The organism is Herbaspirillum seropedicae (genome assembly GCF_001040945.1).
Taxonomy (GTDB): Bacteria; Pseudomonadota; Gammaproteobacteria; order Burkholderiales; family Burkholderiaceae_D; genus Herbaspirillum; species Herbaspirillum seropedicae.
Genome location: NZ_CP011930.1, coordinates 173,442 through 188,152, shown reverse-complemented (window position 1 = coordinate 188,152; position 14,711 = coordinate 173,442). Strand labels below are relative to the sequence as shown.

14 protein-coding genes are annotated in these 14,711 nt (G+C 64.2%); 2 read left to right on the top strand and 12 right to left on the bottom strand.

Going from position 1 to position 14,711, the window contains the following annotated elements; genetic code table 11:
* Positions 1–206 precede the first annotated feature (206 nt).
* The 7 genes from ACP92_RS00895 to ACP92_RS00865 form a co-directional block, all read right to left on the bottom strand.
* Positions 207–932 (bottom strand): ABC transporter ATP-binding protein, encoded by a 726-nt coding sequence (locus ACP92_RS00895; RefSeq protein ID WP_013232228.1) that lies wholly within the window; start codon positions 930–932, stop codon positions 207–209.
* A gap of 196 nt (positions 933–1,128) precedes the next feature.
* Positions 1,129–1,896, bottom strand: a complete 768-nt coding sequence (locus ACP92_RS00890; RefSeq protein ID WP_013232227.1) for an ABC transporter ATP-binding protein — start codon at positions 1,894–1,896, stop codon at positions 1,129–1,131.
* A gap of 15 nt (positions 1,897–1,911) precedes the next feature.
* On the bottom strand, positions 1,912–3,126 hold the full coding sequence (locus ACP92_RS00885; protein WP_013232226.1) for an ABC transporter permease subunit: 1,215 nt from the start codon (positions 3,124–3,126) through the stop codon (positions 1,912–1,914).
* Between the two features lie 54 nt (positions 3,127–3,180).
* Positions 3,181–4,110 carry a branched-chain amino acid ABC transporter permease gene (locus ACP92_RS00880; RefSeq protein ID WP_013232225.1) on the bottom strand — a complete coding sequence of 310 codons (930 nt, stop codon included), beginning with the start codon at positions 4,108–4,110 and terminating at the stop codon, positions 3,181–3,183.
* A 141-nt stretch (positions 4,111–4,251) separates the two neighbouring features.
* Positions 4,252–5,190, bottom strand: a complete 939-nt coding sequence (locus ACP92_RS00875) for a delta(1)-pyrroline-2-carboxylate reductase family protein (protein ID WP_013232224.1) — start codon at positions 5,188–5,190, stop codon at positions 4,252–4,254.
* A gap of 15 nt (positions 5,191–5,205) precedes the next feature.
* On the bottom strand, positions 5,206–6,216 hold the full coding sequence (gene lhpH, locus ACP92_RS00870) for a trans-3-hydroxy-L-proline dehydratase (RefSeq protein WP_013232223.1): 1,011 nt from the start codon (positions 6,214–6,216) through the stop codon (positions 5,206–5,208).
* Positions 6,217–6,444: 228 nt separating this feature from the next.
* Complete coding sequence (locus tag ACP92_RS00865) at positions 6,445–7,581, bottom strand: branched-chain amino acid ABC transporter substrate-binding protein (RefSeq protein WP_013232222.1); 1,137 nt, start codon at positions 7,579–7,581, stop codon at positions 6,445–6,447.
* Positions 7,582–7,898: 317 nt separating this feature from the next.
* Between ACP92_RS00865 and ACP92_RS00860 the strand changes: the two genes are divergently transcribed.
* A complete protein-coding gene (locus ACP92_RS00860; RefSeq protein ID WP_008334229.1) occupies positions 7,899–8,363 on the top strand; it encodes an Lrp/AsnC ligand binding domain-containing protein in 465 nt (154 codons plus the stop codon).
* Positions 8,364–8,386: 23 nt separating this feature from the next.
* Here ACP92_RS00860 and ACP92_RS00855 read toward each other — a convergent pair whose 3' ends face one another.
* Entirely contained in the window at positions 8,387–9,358 is a 972-nt protein-coding gene (locus ACP92_RS00855) for an AraC family transcriptional regulator (RefSeq protein ID WP_013232221.1), read from the bottom strand.
* Between the two features lie 162 nt (positions 9,359–9,520).
* Between ACP92_RS00855 and ACP92_RS00850 the strand changes: the two genes are divergently transcribed.
* Positions 9,521–10,054, top strand: coding sequence for a carboxymuconolactone decarboxylase family protein (locus ACP92_RS00850; RefSeq protein WP_013232220.1), 534 nt, complete (start codon positions 9,521–9,523; stop codon positions 10,052–10,054).
* A gap of 122 nt (positions 10,055–10,176) precedes the next feature.
* Here the strand turns inward: ACP92_RS00850 and ACP92_RS00845 are convergent, their stop codons facing one another.
* The 4 genes from ACP92_RS00845 to ACP92_RS00830 form a co-directional block, all read right to left on the bottom strand.
* The gene (locus tag ACP92_RS00845) at positions 10,177–12,249 is read right to left on the bottom strand and encodes a TonB-dependent receptor (protein WP_013232219.1); all 2,073 of its coding nucleotides are present in this window, start codon (positions 12,247–12,249) and stop codon (positions 10,177–10,179) included.
* A 181-nt stretch (positions 12,250–12,430) separates the two neighbouring features.
* A complete protein-coding gene (locus ACP92_RS00840; protein ID WP_013232218.1) occupies positions 12,431–12,859 on the bottom strand; it encodes a hypothetical protein in 429 nt (142 codons plus the stop codon).
* Between the two features lie 154 nt (positions 12,860–13,013).
* The gene (gene dksA, locus ACP92_RS00835) at positions 13,014–13,499 is read right to left on the bottom strand and encodes an RNA polymerase-binding protein DksA (protein ID WP_013232217.1); all 486 of its coding nucleotides are present in this window, start codon (positions 13,497–13,499) and stop codon (positions 13,014–13,016) included.
* Between the two features lie 429 nt (positions 13,500–13,928).
* Entirely contained in the window at positions 13,929–14,693 is a 765-nt protein-coding gene (locus tag ACP92_RS00830) for a HesA/MoeB/ThiF family protein (RefSeq protein ID WP_013232215.1), read from the bottom strand.
* Between the last annotated feature and the right edge of the window lie 18 nt (positions 14,694–14,711).

Genomic DNA, 14,711 nt, shown 5'->3' with positions numbered 1-14,711 from the left:
ACAACCAATATTAATTCTGTATTTCATCTATATAACCAATATTAAATTTGGCAATATTGATTTATAACATCTTATATTTTCCACAAGGACACGATGCGGCCAGCCCATCCAGTCCCGGCGCGCCTGCGCGGGCCGTGCAGCGCCGCCGAAAAAAACGCCGCAGACCTTGCGGTTGCGGCGTGGTGCGGCCCGGGCTGCGATACAACTCAGCCTTCACCGAGATAAGCCGCCTTCACCCGCGGATCATCCAGCATCTGCTGCGCCTGCCCCTGCATGGTGATCAGGCCCGACTCCATCACGTAACCGCGATGCGCCGCCTCCAGCGCCAGCTTGGCGTTCTGCTCCACCAGCAGGATGGTGATGCCCTGCGCCGACACATTGCGGATCACCTCGAAGATCTTCTCCACCATGATCGGCGACAAGCCCATCGACGGTTCATCCAGCAACAGCAGCTTGGGATGGCTCATCAGCGCCCGCGCCATCGCCAGCATCTGCTGTTCGCCGCCCGAGAGCGTACCCGCCATCTGCGCCGCGCGCTCCTTCAGGCGCGGGAAGACCGCGAACCACTTGTCGATATCGGCCGCGATCTGGCCCTTGTCATCGCTGGTGTAGGCGCCCATCAACAGGTTTTCCTGGATGCTCATGCGCGTGAAGACGCCCCGCCCTTCCGGCACCATCGCCAGCTTGTCCTTGACCAGCTCGAAGGACTTCTTGCCCTTGAGCGGCTGGCCCAGATACTCGATATGCCCCTCGACACGGCTGGCCGGCAGCGTGCCGGTGATGGCCTTGAGGGTGGTGGTCTTGCCCGCGCCGTTGGCGCCGATCAGCGTGACCAGTTCGCCTTCATTGACCTCCAGGTCAATCCCCTTGACGGCCTGGATGCCGCCATAGGCCACGCTCAGTTGTTGGACTTTAAGAATGTTGGTTGTCATGTTCTGTGCTCTCTGCTTGGAGGCTGTACTGAAATTAATCCACTACCGTTCGGACTGAGTAGCGGCTTTGCCGCGTATCGAAGACGCACCTGCGCGCCCCTTCGGCAGGCTCAGGACAGGCTTCGATACGCGGCTGCGCCGCTACTCAGGACGAACGGTACGTAGCGACGCAACTGACACAGCTACGCCCCCTCATTTAATGTCCCGCACCCAAATAGGCCTCAATCACCGCCGGGTTCTTCTGCACATCGGCCGGCACGCCTTCGGCAATGGGCTTGCCGTAGTCCAGCACCGTGATGCGGTTGCACAGGCCCATCATCAGCTTGACGTCGTGTTCGATCAGCAGGATGGTCTTGCCCTCGGCCTGGATCTTCACCAGCAGCTCGCGCAGGCCCAGCTTCTCGGTGGCGTTCATGCCGGCGGCCGGTTCGTCCAGCGCCAGCAGTTGCGGATCGGTCGCCAAGGCGCGGGCGATCTCCAGGCGGCGCTGGTCGCCATACGACAGGTGCCGCGCGGTGCGCTTGGCGAACTGGCCGATGCCCACGAAGTCCAGCAGCTTCTGCGATTTCTCGCGGATGGCCGCTTCCTCTTCACGGGCGGCCTTGTGGCGGAACACGGCGCCGAAGACGTTCTGTCTGGTACGCACATGGCAGCCCACCATCACGTTTTCCAGCACGGTCATCTCGCCGAACAGGCGGATGTTCTGGAAGGTGCGGGCAATGCCGGCCTTGGCCACTTCATGCGGGGCGCTGGGCGAATAGGGCTTGCCGTCCAGTTCGAAGGTGCCGGTGTCGGGTTGATACAAACCGGTGATGACGTTGAAGAAGGTGGTCTTGCCCGCGCCATTGGGGCCGATCAGGCCATAGATCTGGCCGCGCTCGATAGTGATGCCCACGCCGTTCAAGGCTTGCAGGCCGCCGAAGCGCTTGCTGACGTCGCGGATCTTGAGCAGTGTCTGGCTCATCTTGTTCTCTCCTGCTTAGGCTTTGACTTCGCCGGTCGTGCCGACTTGGGTATGGTCCGCTTCGGGGCGGTCTTCATGGCGCGGCGAGGGCCACAGGCCGGCCGGGCGGGTCAGCATGATCACTACCATGGCCAGGCCGTAGAGCAGCTGGCGCAGCACTTCGGCATCGATCCAGACCTTCCCGAAGATGGCCATCTGCACCGGCTCCACCACGTGACGCAGCACTTCCGGCAGCGCCGCCAGGATCACGCCGCCCAGCACCACGCCAGGAATGTGGCCGATGCCGCCCAGCACCACCATGGCCAGCACGGCGATGGATTCGGTCAGCGAGAACGATTCCGGCGAGACGAAGCCCTGGAAGGCGCCGAACATGGCCCCGGCCACGCCGCCAAAGGACGCGCCCATGGCGAAGGCCAGCAGCTTGACGTTGCGGGTGTTGATGCCCATCGCCTTGGCGGCGATCTCGTCTTCGCGGATGGCGACCCAGGCCCGGCCCAGGCGCGAATCCTGCAGCCGCACCGAGAAGAAGATCACGCCGATGCACAACAGCAGGAACAGGAAGTAATAGGCATTGACCGAGGGCATGCTCATGCCGAAGACCTTGACCATCGAGCCCGAGCCGGGCTCACCGGCCAGCGAGACGCCGAACACCTTGATCGGATCGATCAGGTTGATGCCCTGCGGCCCGTTGGTGATGTTGACCGGGGCGTTGAGGTTGTTCATGAAGATGCGGATGATCTCGCCAAAGCCCAGCGTCACGATGGCGAGGTAGTCGCCGCGCAGCTTCAGGGTCGGCGCTCCCAGCAGCGCACCGAAGAGCGCAGCCAGAAAGGCCGAGATCGGCACGATCAGCCACAGCGAGAGGTGGATGCCGTTCTGCACGATCTCGGGACCGCACAGCCACACCAGGAAGTTGCCGACGCTGGGATAGGTGTTGACGAAGGACTCGATGACCGCCGCAAACTGCGGCGAGGCCAGCAAGCCCGCGCTATACGCACCGATGGCGTAGAAGGCGATGTAGCCCAGGTCCAGCAGGCCAGCAAAGCCCACCACCACGTTCAGGCCCAGAGCCAGCATGATGTAGAGCAGCGCCACGTCCATGATGCGCACCCAGGAATTGCCGAACTGCTGGGCCACGAAGGGAAACACGATCATCAGGGCCAGCAGCAGCAAGAGGCTGATGCGGGCTTGCTGGGGATTGCGCTTCATGTCGAAAGTTAGGAGAGCCATAGGTCTTCTCTTCTGGTTCTATAAAGGTGTGGATGACTGGAGGATAGGCCAGGCTCAGGCGCGGTCAGCGACGCGCTCGCCCATGATCCCCGAGGGACGCAGGGTCAGCACGATGATGAGCACGATGAAGGCAAAGATGTCCTGGTAGTTGCTGCCCAGGAAGTTGCCGGTCAGGTCGCCGATGTAGCCCGCGCCCAGGCTTTCGATCAGGCCCAGCAGGATGCCGCCCAGCATGGCGCCGTAGATGTTGCCGATGCCGCCCAGCACGGCGGCCGAGAAGGCCTTCAGGCCCGGCACGAAGCCCATGGCGAATTGCGCGGTGGAATAGTTGGCCGCCCACATGACCCCGGCAATGGCGGCCAGGCCGGCGCCGATGGCAAAGGTGACCACGATGACCTTGTTGGCGTCCACGCCCATCAAGCCGGCGATGCGTGGATTCTCGGCGGTGGCGCGCATGGCGCGGCCCATCTTGGTCTTTTCCACGATCAGCACCAGGCCCACCATGGCCAGCACGGCCAGCGCCAGCAGCATGATCTGCGTGGGCGAAATGAGGGCGCCTGCGATATGCACCGGGTCCGACGGCATGACCTGCGGGAAGGGCAAGGGGCTGCGGCCCCAGATCATCATGGCCAAGGTCTGCAACAGGATGGACACGCCGATGGCCGTGATCAGCGGGGCCAGGCGCGGGGCGTTGCGCAGGGGACGATAGGCGATGCGTTCGATGAGCAGGCTCACCACGATACACACCGGAATGGCGCCGACGATGGCGATGACCAGCTGCACGATGCCTGGCAGGCCGGGCGCCACCTGCTGCACCACTTTGAGCAGCGACAGGCCGACCATCGCACCCACCATCAGGATGTCGCCGTGGGCGAAGTTGATCAGGTTCAGCACCCCATACACCATGGTGTAGCCCAGGGCGATCAGTGCGTACATGCTGCCTAGCACCAATCCGTTGATGATCTGCTGGATGAAAATGTCCATGAAGCGGTGTCTCCTGTGGGACGGTGATTTATAAGAAAAATAAGAAAAAACAAAAAGCAGAAAAACAAAAGCAAGAAGAGCGGAAAGAAGAAAACCGGCGGATAAAAAAAGAGCGCGATCTCTCGCGCATCCGGCTTGGTATCACAGGCCCAGCGTCGCTCGCATCACGCGGGCGGCGGCCAGGTCCCAGGCGGCCTGGCCGACGGTCTTGAAGACTGGCAGCGCAGCGCCGCTGGCCAGCGCTGCAGCGGGAGCACGACCAGCCACCACATCGGCGATGGCCACCACGCCGGACCAGTCCACGCCAGCCTGGATCAGGTCCCCTGCTTCATGGTGCGCACCGGCGAGGTCATCGACCACGATGCGGCGCGCATGCAGCAGGCTGGCGGGAAATTCCACCATATCCGGCTTGAAGGCGCCCACGCCGATGGCCAGCGTATCGGCCGCGATGTGCTCGGGGATGACGGCGCTGCGCGAGGTGGTCAGGGCAATCACCACATCGGTATGCGGCAGATCCTGTTGCAGCATCTGCGCCGGCAGCGGACTGGCCACTGCCTGCGGATGACGTTCGCTCAAGGCGCGGCAGAAGGCCTGGGTGCGAGCAAGATCGCGCGCGACGATCCAGAACTGGCGCACGCCGAAGAACTCCACCAGCGCATCGGCATGCGCGGCCGACTGTACGCCGGTGCCGATCAGCAGCGCCGATTGCGGCTGGCGCGGCAACAGCGTGCGAATGCCCAGCATGCTCATGGCGGCGGTGCGGCGAGCGGTGACGGTGGGGCCATCCATGAGGGCCAGGCGGCGACCGGTCTGCGTCTCGAAGGCAATCACCTCGCCCTGGATGGCGGGCAGTTGGTGACGGGCGTTATCGGCGTGCACCGTGATGAGCTTGGTCACGGACAGGTCATCGGCAATGGCGGGCATGCCCAGCAGCACGCTGGCGGCATCGATGGGAACCACCTGGCGCTCGGGGGCGCGGATGCGGCCATCGGCCAGTTCCTGCGTGGCGCGCGCCAGCGCATCGACCAGCGCGGCATACGGCAGGGCCTGGGCGGTCTGACGGGGATCGAGAATGTGCATGCGTGGTCCTGTAGGTCAGCGCAGGAAGAAGCCGGTCGGGAAAGGATCGGATTGTTCCAGCACCCATTGGTTGGTACTCATGATGTGGGCGTAGCCGCTGACCTCGGTGAGCGCGCCCTCGAAGGGGCCGACCTGGGTGGCGGCGGTCACGCGCACGCCGAAGTTGCTACCGACGATGCTGCCATTGACGTAGGGCTGGTTCAGCGCCAATTGCCCGCGCAGGAACAGCTGGGCGGCGCGGCCCGAGGTGCCGGTGCCGGTGGGCGAGCGGTCCACTTCGCGGTCGGCGAAGATGCAGACATTGGACTGGTCCGCGCCGGGGAAATTGGGTGCGCTGTCGATGATGGTGCCGTACAGCGTGTTCAGGCCCGGTTCCAGCGGATGGGCGATGGCGACCTTGGCCATGACGGCGGCCTTGGTTTCGGCCCCCAGCTGGATCAGCTGGCGCACCAGTTCGGGCTTGACGGTCAGGCCGGCCTGGGTGGCGTTGATGTAGTAGTAGAAGGCGCCGCCAAAGACGATGTCGCCAGTGATCTTGCCAAACCCGGGCGTGTCGACTTCGACGTCGCGGCGATAGATGAAGGCCGGCACATTGTTGAAGCTGACCTTGCCGGCGCGCTCGCCATCCCACTCGACGAAGGCTTCGATGAAGCCGGCCGGAGCGTCGAAGCAGATGCGCGTCTGCGGCGAGGTGCGCTCGACATAGCCCATCTCCACCAGCACCTTGCCCAGGGCGATGATGCCGTGGCCGCACATGTCGCTGTAGCCTTCGTTGTGGATGAAGATGACGCCGAAATCCGCGCCTGCCGTGACCGGCGGCAACAGGTAGGCGCCATACATGTCGGCGTGGCCGCGCGGTTCGTTCATGAGGAAGCAGCGCAGGTCGTCGCGATGTTCGCGCAGCCAGGCGCGCTGCTCGAGGATGGTGCCAGCCGGGATCTTCGGCAGGCCCGACACCACGATGCGCAGCGGTTCGCCGCCGGTGTGGGCATCGATGGTCTGGACGGTGCGGGTATAGCTGAGCATGGACTTCCTTACGGTAGGGCAGGGTACAGCGCGGGCCGGCAAAGCGGGAAACACAGGGTACACCACGGCCACGCAGCGCGCGAAAGTTGCAGCCAGCCGCTCCCCTGCGGCCAGGCCGCGGGGAAGGGCTTGCAAAGCGATCGTGAAACGAGGTGGGGAGGCCAGCGCACACCCGCCGGTTGGCGGCAAGCGTGCGCTTGCGGCCCGATGCGCAGGAGCGAGCAGCGATCAGTAGCTGGTCAGCGGCACCGGCAGGCCATCCTTGAAGCGATAGACGGTGACGGGCGATTGCTTCAGGTCGTGGTTGGCGTCGAAGTCATACTGGCCGGCCACGCCCTTGTAGCTGATCTTGGCCAGGGCCGGGCCGAACTGCTTGGGGTCGACCGAGTTGGCCTGCTTCATGGCCTGGGCGATGAGCATCATGCCGTCGTAGAAGGAGACGGCATAGGTCTCGGCGGGACGGTTGTATTTCTTCTGGTATTCGTCGGAGAAGACCTTGCCTTCCTTGGCCTTGTCCAACATGGTGCCGCCCTGGGTGCAGTAGACCGATTCGCCGATGGCGTCGCCACCGAGGCGGCCCATTTCCGGCGAGCAGATGCCGTCGCCGCCCATGAGCGGCACATCCACGCCCAGTTGCTTCATCTGGCGCTTGATCGGGCCGCCTTGCGGAGCGTAGCCGCCCAGGAACACGGCGTCGGGCTTCTTGCCCTTGATCGAGGTCAGGATGGCGGTGAAGTCGGTGGCCTTGTCGTTGGTGAAGTCGGTGCTGACCACGTCGATGCCGTTGGCCTTGGCGACCTTGATGAATTCCTGCGCCAGGCCTTGGCCGTAGGCGGTGCGGTCATCGATCACGGCCACGCGCTTGAACTTCAGTTCCTTGGCGGCGTACAGGGCCATCTTGCCGCCCAGCTGGCTGTCGCTGGCGGCCACGCGGAACAGGGTGGCGAAGCCCTGCTGGGTGATCTTGGGGTTGGAGGCCACGGTGGCCACCACGATGCCGGCATCGTTGTAGACGCGCGAAGCGGGGATGGTCACGCCCGAGTTGTAGGGGCCGACGATGGCCTTGACGCCCTGGTCAGCCAGCTTCTGGGCCACTGCCACGCCCGACTTCGGATCGGCCTGGTCATCTTCGGCGATGACGTCGAACTTGATCTTCTTGCCGCCCACGGTAATGGGTTGCGCATTCAGACGCTCGATGGCCATCATCAGGCCGCCCTGGTTATCCTTGCCGGCCGAGGCCTGGGGGCCGGTCAGCGGGCTGGAGAAACCGATCTTGACGACCTGGGTCTCCTGCGCCATGGCGAAGGCGGGGATCAGGGCCAGCGAGGCGGCAATGATGTTGAGTCCGGAGACGCGCTTGAACATGGGGTGTTTCCTCTCTTCTAGAAAGTCAGACTGCGGTTGGGTGATTGCATTGAAAACGCTGAAAAGCAGGATTTGCGCCACCCTGCATTCCTTGTGAGAGGCAGGGCATGGCAAAACAACATGGGCCAACAGAATTGCCGGTGTTACTGCTGTCATCCGTGCAGAGGCGCTCGATTGAGCCCGCTGCCCGCATTACGTTATGTTTTTTATGAGGGAGGATTCTATTGACTCTTCCTTGATATTAGGCGCGTTTATTGCCTTTATAATCAGAATAAAATTCTCTAAATATTTTTTTCACTGAATAAAGTTCAGAAACCATGGCCGGACTCGACAAAATCAGCAAGAAAATTCTGGCGGAGCTGCAAAACGATGGCCGCATCAGCAACGTCGATCTGGCCGCACGGGTGAACCTGTCGCCGGCGGCCTGCCTGGAGCGGGTGCGCAAGCTCCAGGAGGCCGGCTACATCCTGGGCTATGCGGCGCAACTCAATCCCGAACTGCTGGACGTATCGCTGCTGGTCTTCATCGAAGTGGTGCTGGACCGCACCACGCCAGACGTCTTCGCCGAATTCAAGAAGAGCGTGCAGAGCATTCCCGAGATCATGGAATGCCACATGGTGGCCGGCGGCTTCGATTACCTGGTCAAGTCGCGGGTCAAGGACATGAACGCCTATCGTGAATTCCTGGGCAAGTCGCTGCTGCAACTGAAGGGCGTGCGCGAGACCCATACCTATGCGGTGATGGAAGAGGTGAAGAACACCATCCGCCTGCCGATCCGCTAGCGCCGCCACCTATCGTTTCTCTGCTATTGCTGCCCTTCGCCTGCTGCACGCGCCTGGCGCCGGTATGCACCCGGCCCCATGCCGCTGTATTTGCGGAAGACCCGGTTGAAGGCCGCCTCCGACTGATATCCCACAGCTTCGCCGATCTGCGCCGTGGCCTGTTTGCTGTAGCTCAACAAGCGCGCGGCCTGGGCCATGCGCAATTGCATCAGCACCTGGGCGGGCGTGCTGGCGCCGACTTCTGCGAAGCGCCGGATGAAGGTCGCCCGCGACATATGGCACAAGGCCGCCAGACGCGGCAGTGACCAGTCTTCGGCGGGCGCCTTCAGCATCGCCTGCATGGCCTTGTGCAGCAGCGGGTGGGCGAGCAGGGCCAGCAAACCCGGCGTGGGTCCGGACTGGGCCAGCCAGGCGCGCACGGCCAGTCCGAACAGCGCCGCCGCCAGACTGGCCACCACCGCCTGGGCGCCGGGCCGGGCCTCGATAGCATCGATACCCTCACTGCCGCCGCATTCGTCGCGCAACAGCGTAGCCAGGGTGCGCAAGCCATGGCCCTCGGGCAGCTCGGCCCCACGTATCCAGAGCAGGTCGGGCAAGGCCTGCATCAGGGCATGGGAGTGCGGCGCATCGAAAGTGAATTGTCCACAGAGGAAATCGGACAAGGCAGGGGCCCCCTCTCCTGCTTGCCCGTTGACATGCAAGGCCACGGGCGCGGTCGTGCTGGCCACCCGCACCGCCGCAGCCTGCGCCGCCGGGGCGGTGAACAGGCCATGCGCCGCACCCCGCACCAGCACGACCAGGTCGCCGGCCTGCAGCGCCAGCGGCTCGCCAGCGCCCCATTGCAGCTGCGCCTGGCCTTCGAGGATGAAGTGATAGGGCGCGGTTCCCTGAGGCTGGGCGGCATTCTGCAGATGCCAGGGCTGGCCGAAGCGGCAGCGGATATCCAGTGCGGCGCGCACCGGGTGCAGGAACAGCAGGTGACTGAGGGCATCCATGCTCAGGGCTCACGGGACAGGAGTGGAATTTTTGAGCAATTTTATGTCATTTCTGAGCATTCATCGTTTCCTTCTCCGGGGCTACAGTACGTCCATGCGCAACACGGTCAGGAAGGCAATCCCGCCCCACCGCCCTGCGTCCACCCGTTCAAGGAGAACACCATGTCCCGTCTCACCATTGCCCCTCTCAGCGAAGCCAGCGGCCAGGCCGCCCAACTGTTTGCCGCCATCAAGTCGGCCGTCGGCATGGTCCCCAATGCCTATGCGGGCATCGGCACGCTCAGCCCGGTCGCGCTGGAGTCGGCGCTGCACCTGGATGGCGCTCTGCGCAAGAGCAGCCTGTCAGCCAAGGAAATCGAGGCCGTCAAGCTAGCCGTGAGCCAACAGGCCGGTTGCGACTACTGCCTGGCCGCCCACACGCTCATGGGCAGGAAGGCCGGGCTGGATGCCCAGGCGATCCAGGGTGTGCGTCACGGCCAGCCCTCCGGTGACGACAGGCTCGACGTGCTGGCGGACTTCGTACGCGGGCTGGTCGGCAGCAGCGGCACCGTGGCAGCTTCCGTGGTCGAGCGCGTGCGCGCGGTCTACAGCGATGCCCAGATCGTCGATATCCTGCTGGCGGTGACGGCCATCACCTTCACCAACCTGTTCAACCGCGTCAACGATACGGTGCTGGACTTCCCGCCCGCCCCGTAACGGCGTCATGACGCCCTGCCCTAGCGGCAGCGCGAAAAAAAACCCGGCGCCCCCTTGCGGAGGAGCCGGGCAAAACCGTGCTGGAGCGAGGTGCAGGCTCCCTCCAGCACTGGGGGGGCCGGTCAGAAGCTGGTGCGCGCACCCACGATGAAATTGCGCCCACCCATCGGCACGGTTTCGCGCAGCACCGAGGTGGACAGGCGGATGTCCTGGTTGAGCAGGTTGCGCGCCAGCGCGAACCAGGTCAGCTTCACGCCATTGAGCTTCTGGGTATAGGACAGGTTGGCATCGACCTGGGTATAGGACGGCGTGGCATAGGTCTCGAAGGACGCCAGCCGGTCCTGCCGCTGCGCCCGCAGCACCTTCATGCCGCTGGCCCAGGGGCCGGTCTTGTAGCCCAGTTCGACGCCATAGCGGGTGGCGGGTTGCAGGGGGATGTTGCCCAGGTTGTCCAAGGTGCCGCGTGAGGTATCGGCGAACAGGCGGCCCGACATGCCTTCACCGTTCCAGTTGTAGCTGACCTCGGCTTCCGCACCACGGATGGCGGCATCGGCCTGCGACCAGAAGCGCTGGGTGAATTCACCATTGGGATCGGCCGCGCCGCTGTCATCGACCTGGCCGTTGGTGCGACCGTAGATGTAGTTGTTGACCTTGTTGCGGAACAGGTTGCCCTTCCAGCGCACCAGGCCTTCGGTCTTCTGCAGGCTCAGTTCGATGTTGTGGGAGGTTTCCTTCTTCAACTGGCTGCTGCCGATGTCGAAGGTGGAAGTCGATTCATGCGGACCATTGGAATACAGCTCCTCTACCGTCGGCGCACGCTGCGCCAGCGAGTAGGTCAGGCCCAGGCCATAGCCGGGCTGGAAGGTCCATAGCGCGCCGGTGGACCAGGACAGGAGGTTGAAGTCGCGTCCCTGCCTGCCGGCATCCGGACGGCGGCTCACGCTCTCGCCGCGCAGGCCGGCGCTGGCCAGCACCTGGCCGAACTGGCGCTCTTCCACGAGGAAGCCGGCAAACGAGGTCGAGCGGGTCGGCGGGGTCAGCTCTGCTGCGCCAGTGGCGGCCGACAGGGCCGAGTAGTTGCTCTGCTCGGTCTGCACGCCGAAGGTCCCATGCCATCCCGCCAGGGGCGCGTGCGTCAGTTCCCAGCGGGTCTGCACGGCGCGATTGGAAAACACGGTATCGGGGGTGCCGTCGCGTTGCTTCTCGATGTGGGTGTAGTCGGTATAGCCCAGCCGCATGCGCAGTTTCTCGATGCCGGCGAAGGGCTGGTTGACCACGGTGTCGATGTCGTAGCGGTTCTGGTGCAGATCGATGAAGGACAGCTCGCTGGTGGGGATGCCGTAGTGATCGTCCAGCGTAGCAGCAGACACGCCTACATAACCCCAGTTGCTCACATAGGACGCGCCCAGGCCGACGCTGGATTCATGCGTAAACGAGTTGGGCAGGCGGCCCGAGGCCGTGCTGCCGTCGCCCTGGCGGGCATTGCCGGGGATCTTGTAGTCGCTGGTATCGCGATAGTTGCCATCCAGGTGCAGGCCGATCTGGCCAGCCGAGGTGTCCAGCGAGAAGGAGGTGTTCTTTTCACCATCGACCGTGCCGTAGCGGCCTTCGACGGTACCGGTGGGCTTGCCCACCAGCTCGGTGGGGATACGGTCATTGACCACGTTGACCAGGCCGCCGATGGCGCCCGATCCATAGAGCAGCGCCGCCGGACCGCGCAGGATCTCGATCTGGCGGGCGGTCGCCGCTTCGGTGGCAACTGCATGGTCATTGGAGACGGTGGAGACGTCAGAGACGCCCATGCCGTTCTGCAGGATCATCACGCGCGGACCTTCCATGCCACGGATGATGGGACGCGACGCACCTGCGCCGAAGGCCGAGGCCGACACACCGAGTTCGGAGGACAGCGTCTCGCCCAGCGAGTTGCCCAGCTTGTTGCGCAGCTCGTCGCCGGCAATGACCTTGGCTGGGGTGAGGACCTGGACATCTTCCTGCGAACCGAAGGGGGTGGCGGTCACGACGATGGGTTGCAGCGCCGGCTGGGCGGCGGCGGGAGCAGCGGGAGCAGCAGGAGTAACCGAAACAGCAGGGTCAATCGGTGCAGCAGGCGCAGCGGTCTGGGCCGAGGCCGCCAGCGACCAGGTAGCCAGTGCGGAGAGCACCGCCGTGGCGATGAGTTGGCGTTGGATTGCCATGTGAATTCCTTGTTGTGCAGAGGCGCAGCCCGTCATATGAGGGTGGGACAGGCGGCGCGGATACACCGGCCGTCAACACGCGCCCGGGCCGCGCTGCCTGCGGTCGACAAGACCAGGTCAGCGGCGGCCGGATGCGCGCGGGACAACCGGCAACCAGTCAGAAGCTAGCAGGGGGAGGAATTCAGCGCGGCGGCGCGCGCGAGGAGAAATGGCAGTTGAGCGGCGGATCCCAGGAGGCGAACGCCTGCCAGAGAGCCAGTACCCGCACCGGCGGCATCAGGGGCAGCGGCGGGAAATCGAAGTGCGCGCCGGCCGACAGGGCGGCGGCATCGTAGGAAACGCAGGAGTGGTGCGAGTGGTCGGCGTGGACATGGGCGTGGTCCTCGCCCTGCTGCTGTCCACCATGCACATGCGCAGAGGCGGCATGGTCGTCGCCCTCGCCCTCATCAAAGAGCGCATCGCTGATGAGCGAATGCACGGTCCCCGGCGCCCAGCCAGCGTGCGCGATGCCGTGCACGAAACCCAGCATCTGCGCCAGCAGCAGCGACATCGCCAAGATGGCGACGAGGGCTGGAGTGTGCAGACAGCGCAGGCGGTGCAGAGGGGACATGGCCGGTGTAGGGCTCGCAGGATGACAGGGGTTGGACAAGGGCGCCCATGGCGCAGGCCCGGATCGACGGGGTCAGTCAGCCAGCACCGGCAGACAGTGCCGGCGCCGCGCCTGGCCGCCGCGCGGCACAGGCTTCATCCTGCAGTGGCGGGGATCAGTCGCCGTAGAGCTTTTGCTTCAGTTCGCGGCGTTGCTGCGCTTCCAGCGACAGGGTCGCGGTCGGGCGCGCCAGTAGACGCGGGATGCCGATCGGTTCACCGGTCTCTTCGCACCAGCCGTACTCACCGTTGTCGATGGCCACGATGGACTGCTGCACTTTCTTGAGCAGCTTGCGTTCGCGGTCACGGGTGCGCAGTTCGAGGGCATGTTCTTCCTCGATGGTGGCGCGGTCGGCCGGGTCCGGCACCAGCACGGTTTCGCGCAGGTGTTCGGTGGTCTCATCCGCGTTCTTGAGCAGATCCTTTTCCAGTTGCTGGAGACGGGCCTTGAAGAAAGCGAGCTGCGCTTCGTTCATGTAGTCCTTCTCGTCCATCTTGAGGATTTCTTCCTCGGTCAACAACTGCGCTGCAGGGGTAGTTTTGGGAGTTTTGGTTGCCACTTCGCTTACTTTCAATACTACGGGTTTTTCAACTATATCCATTATCCCGGCTCATGCTTGGCTGCCGGAACAGGTCGCTTGTGAATCCACTTCCCTAGCCGCGTTGGCACCTCTTCGCTTGACGTTCACGCCTTCCCCCGGCCCGATGGGTTCCCTCCTGGCGGGCCGACTTGCCGATAGCGTACGCTTTTTCGCGGTCAAGGATTGTACACCAACGATTCCGGATGCCAAGCCCCGGGCTCAAGGGCCGGCACACAGTCGGCTGCGGGCTGGAAAACCGTTTCATGGAGCGGTTCATGACGTCCCCGGTTGCGGGCAAATGCAGGGCGGGCTGATCGCGCTTATGAATTGTCGTCGTTCCGAACATCAGCCTGGCTCGATGTGCATGCTATTTGCATTGCAACATCCAAGCGTGTTTATACCAGAAGAACGGGGCAGGATGGAAGTACAGGGGCTTGCCAGGATGGCAATTCAGGCCTGCTGGGCGTGGCGCTTCGCACACACCGGGCATTGGCGGTCGCGGCCCACGGTAATGGAGGTCCACTCCATCTCGCGGGCGTCGAGGATGAGCAGGCGTCCGGCCAGCGAGCGACCGATCCCGGCCAGGAGCTTGATTGCCTCGGCCGCCTGCATGGTGCCGATGATGCCCACCAGGGGGGAAAACACGCCCATGGTGGAGCACTGCACTTCCTCGAACTCGCGCTCGGGGGGGAACAGGCAGGCATAACAGGGACTGGCGTCCTGGCGCGGGTCGAACACACTGACCTGACCATCGAAGCGGATCGCCGCGCCCGAGACCAGCGGCACGCCAGCGGCCACACAGGCGCGGTTGACGGCATGGCGGGTGGCGAAGTTGTCACTGCAGTCCAGCACCACGTCGGCCTGGGCGACCAGCGCGTGCAGCCGCTCTGCTTCCACGCGCTCGGCCAGGGCGGTGACCTGCACGCCGGGATTGATCTGCTCCAGCGCCTGGCGGCCCGACTCCACCTTGGGCTGGCCGACCCGGGCCGTGGTGTGCATGATCTGGCGCTGCAGGTTGGTCAGGTCCACCGTGTCGTGGTCCACCAGGGTGATGCGCCCTACCCCGGCCGAGGCCAGGTACATGGCCGCCGGTGAACCGAGGCCGCCGGCGCCGATCACCAGGGCATGTCCTTGCAGCAGCCGGGTCTGTCCGTCGATGTCGATCTCGTCGAGCAGGATGTGGCGCGAGTAGCGCAGCAGCTGTTGATCATCCATCGTCGTCGGGCCTCGCTC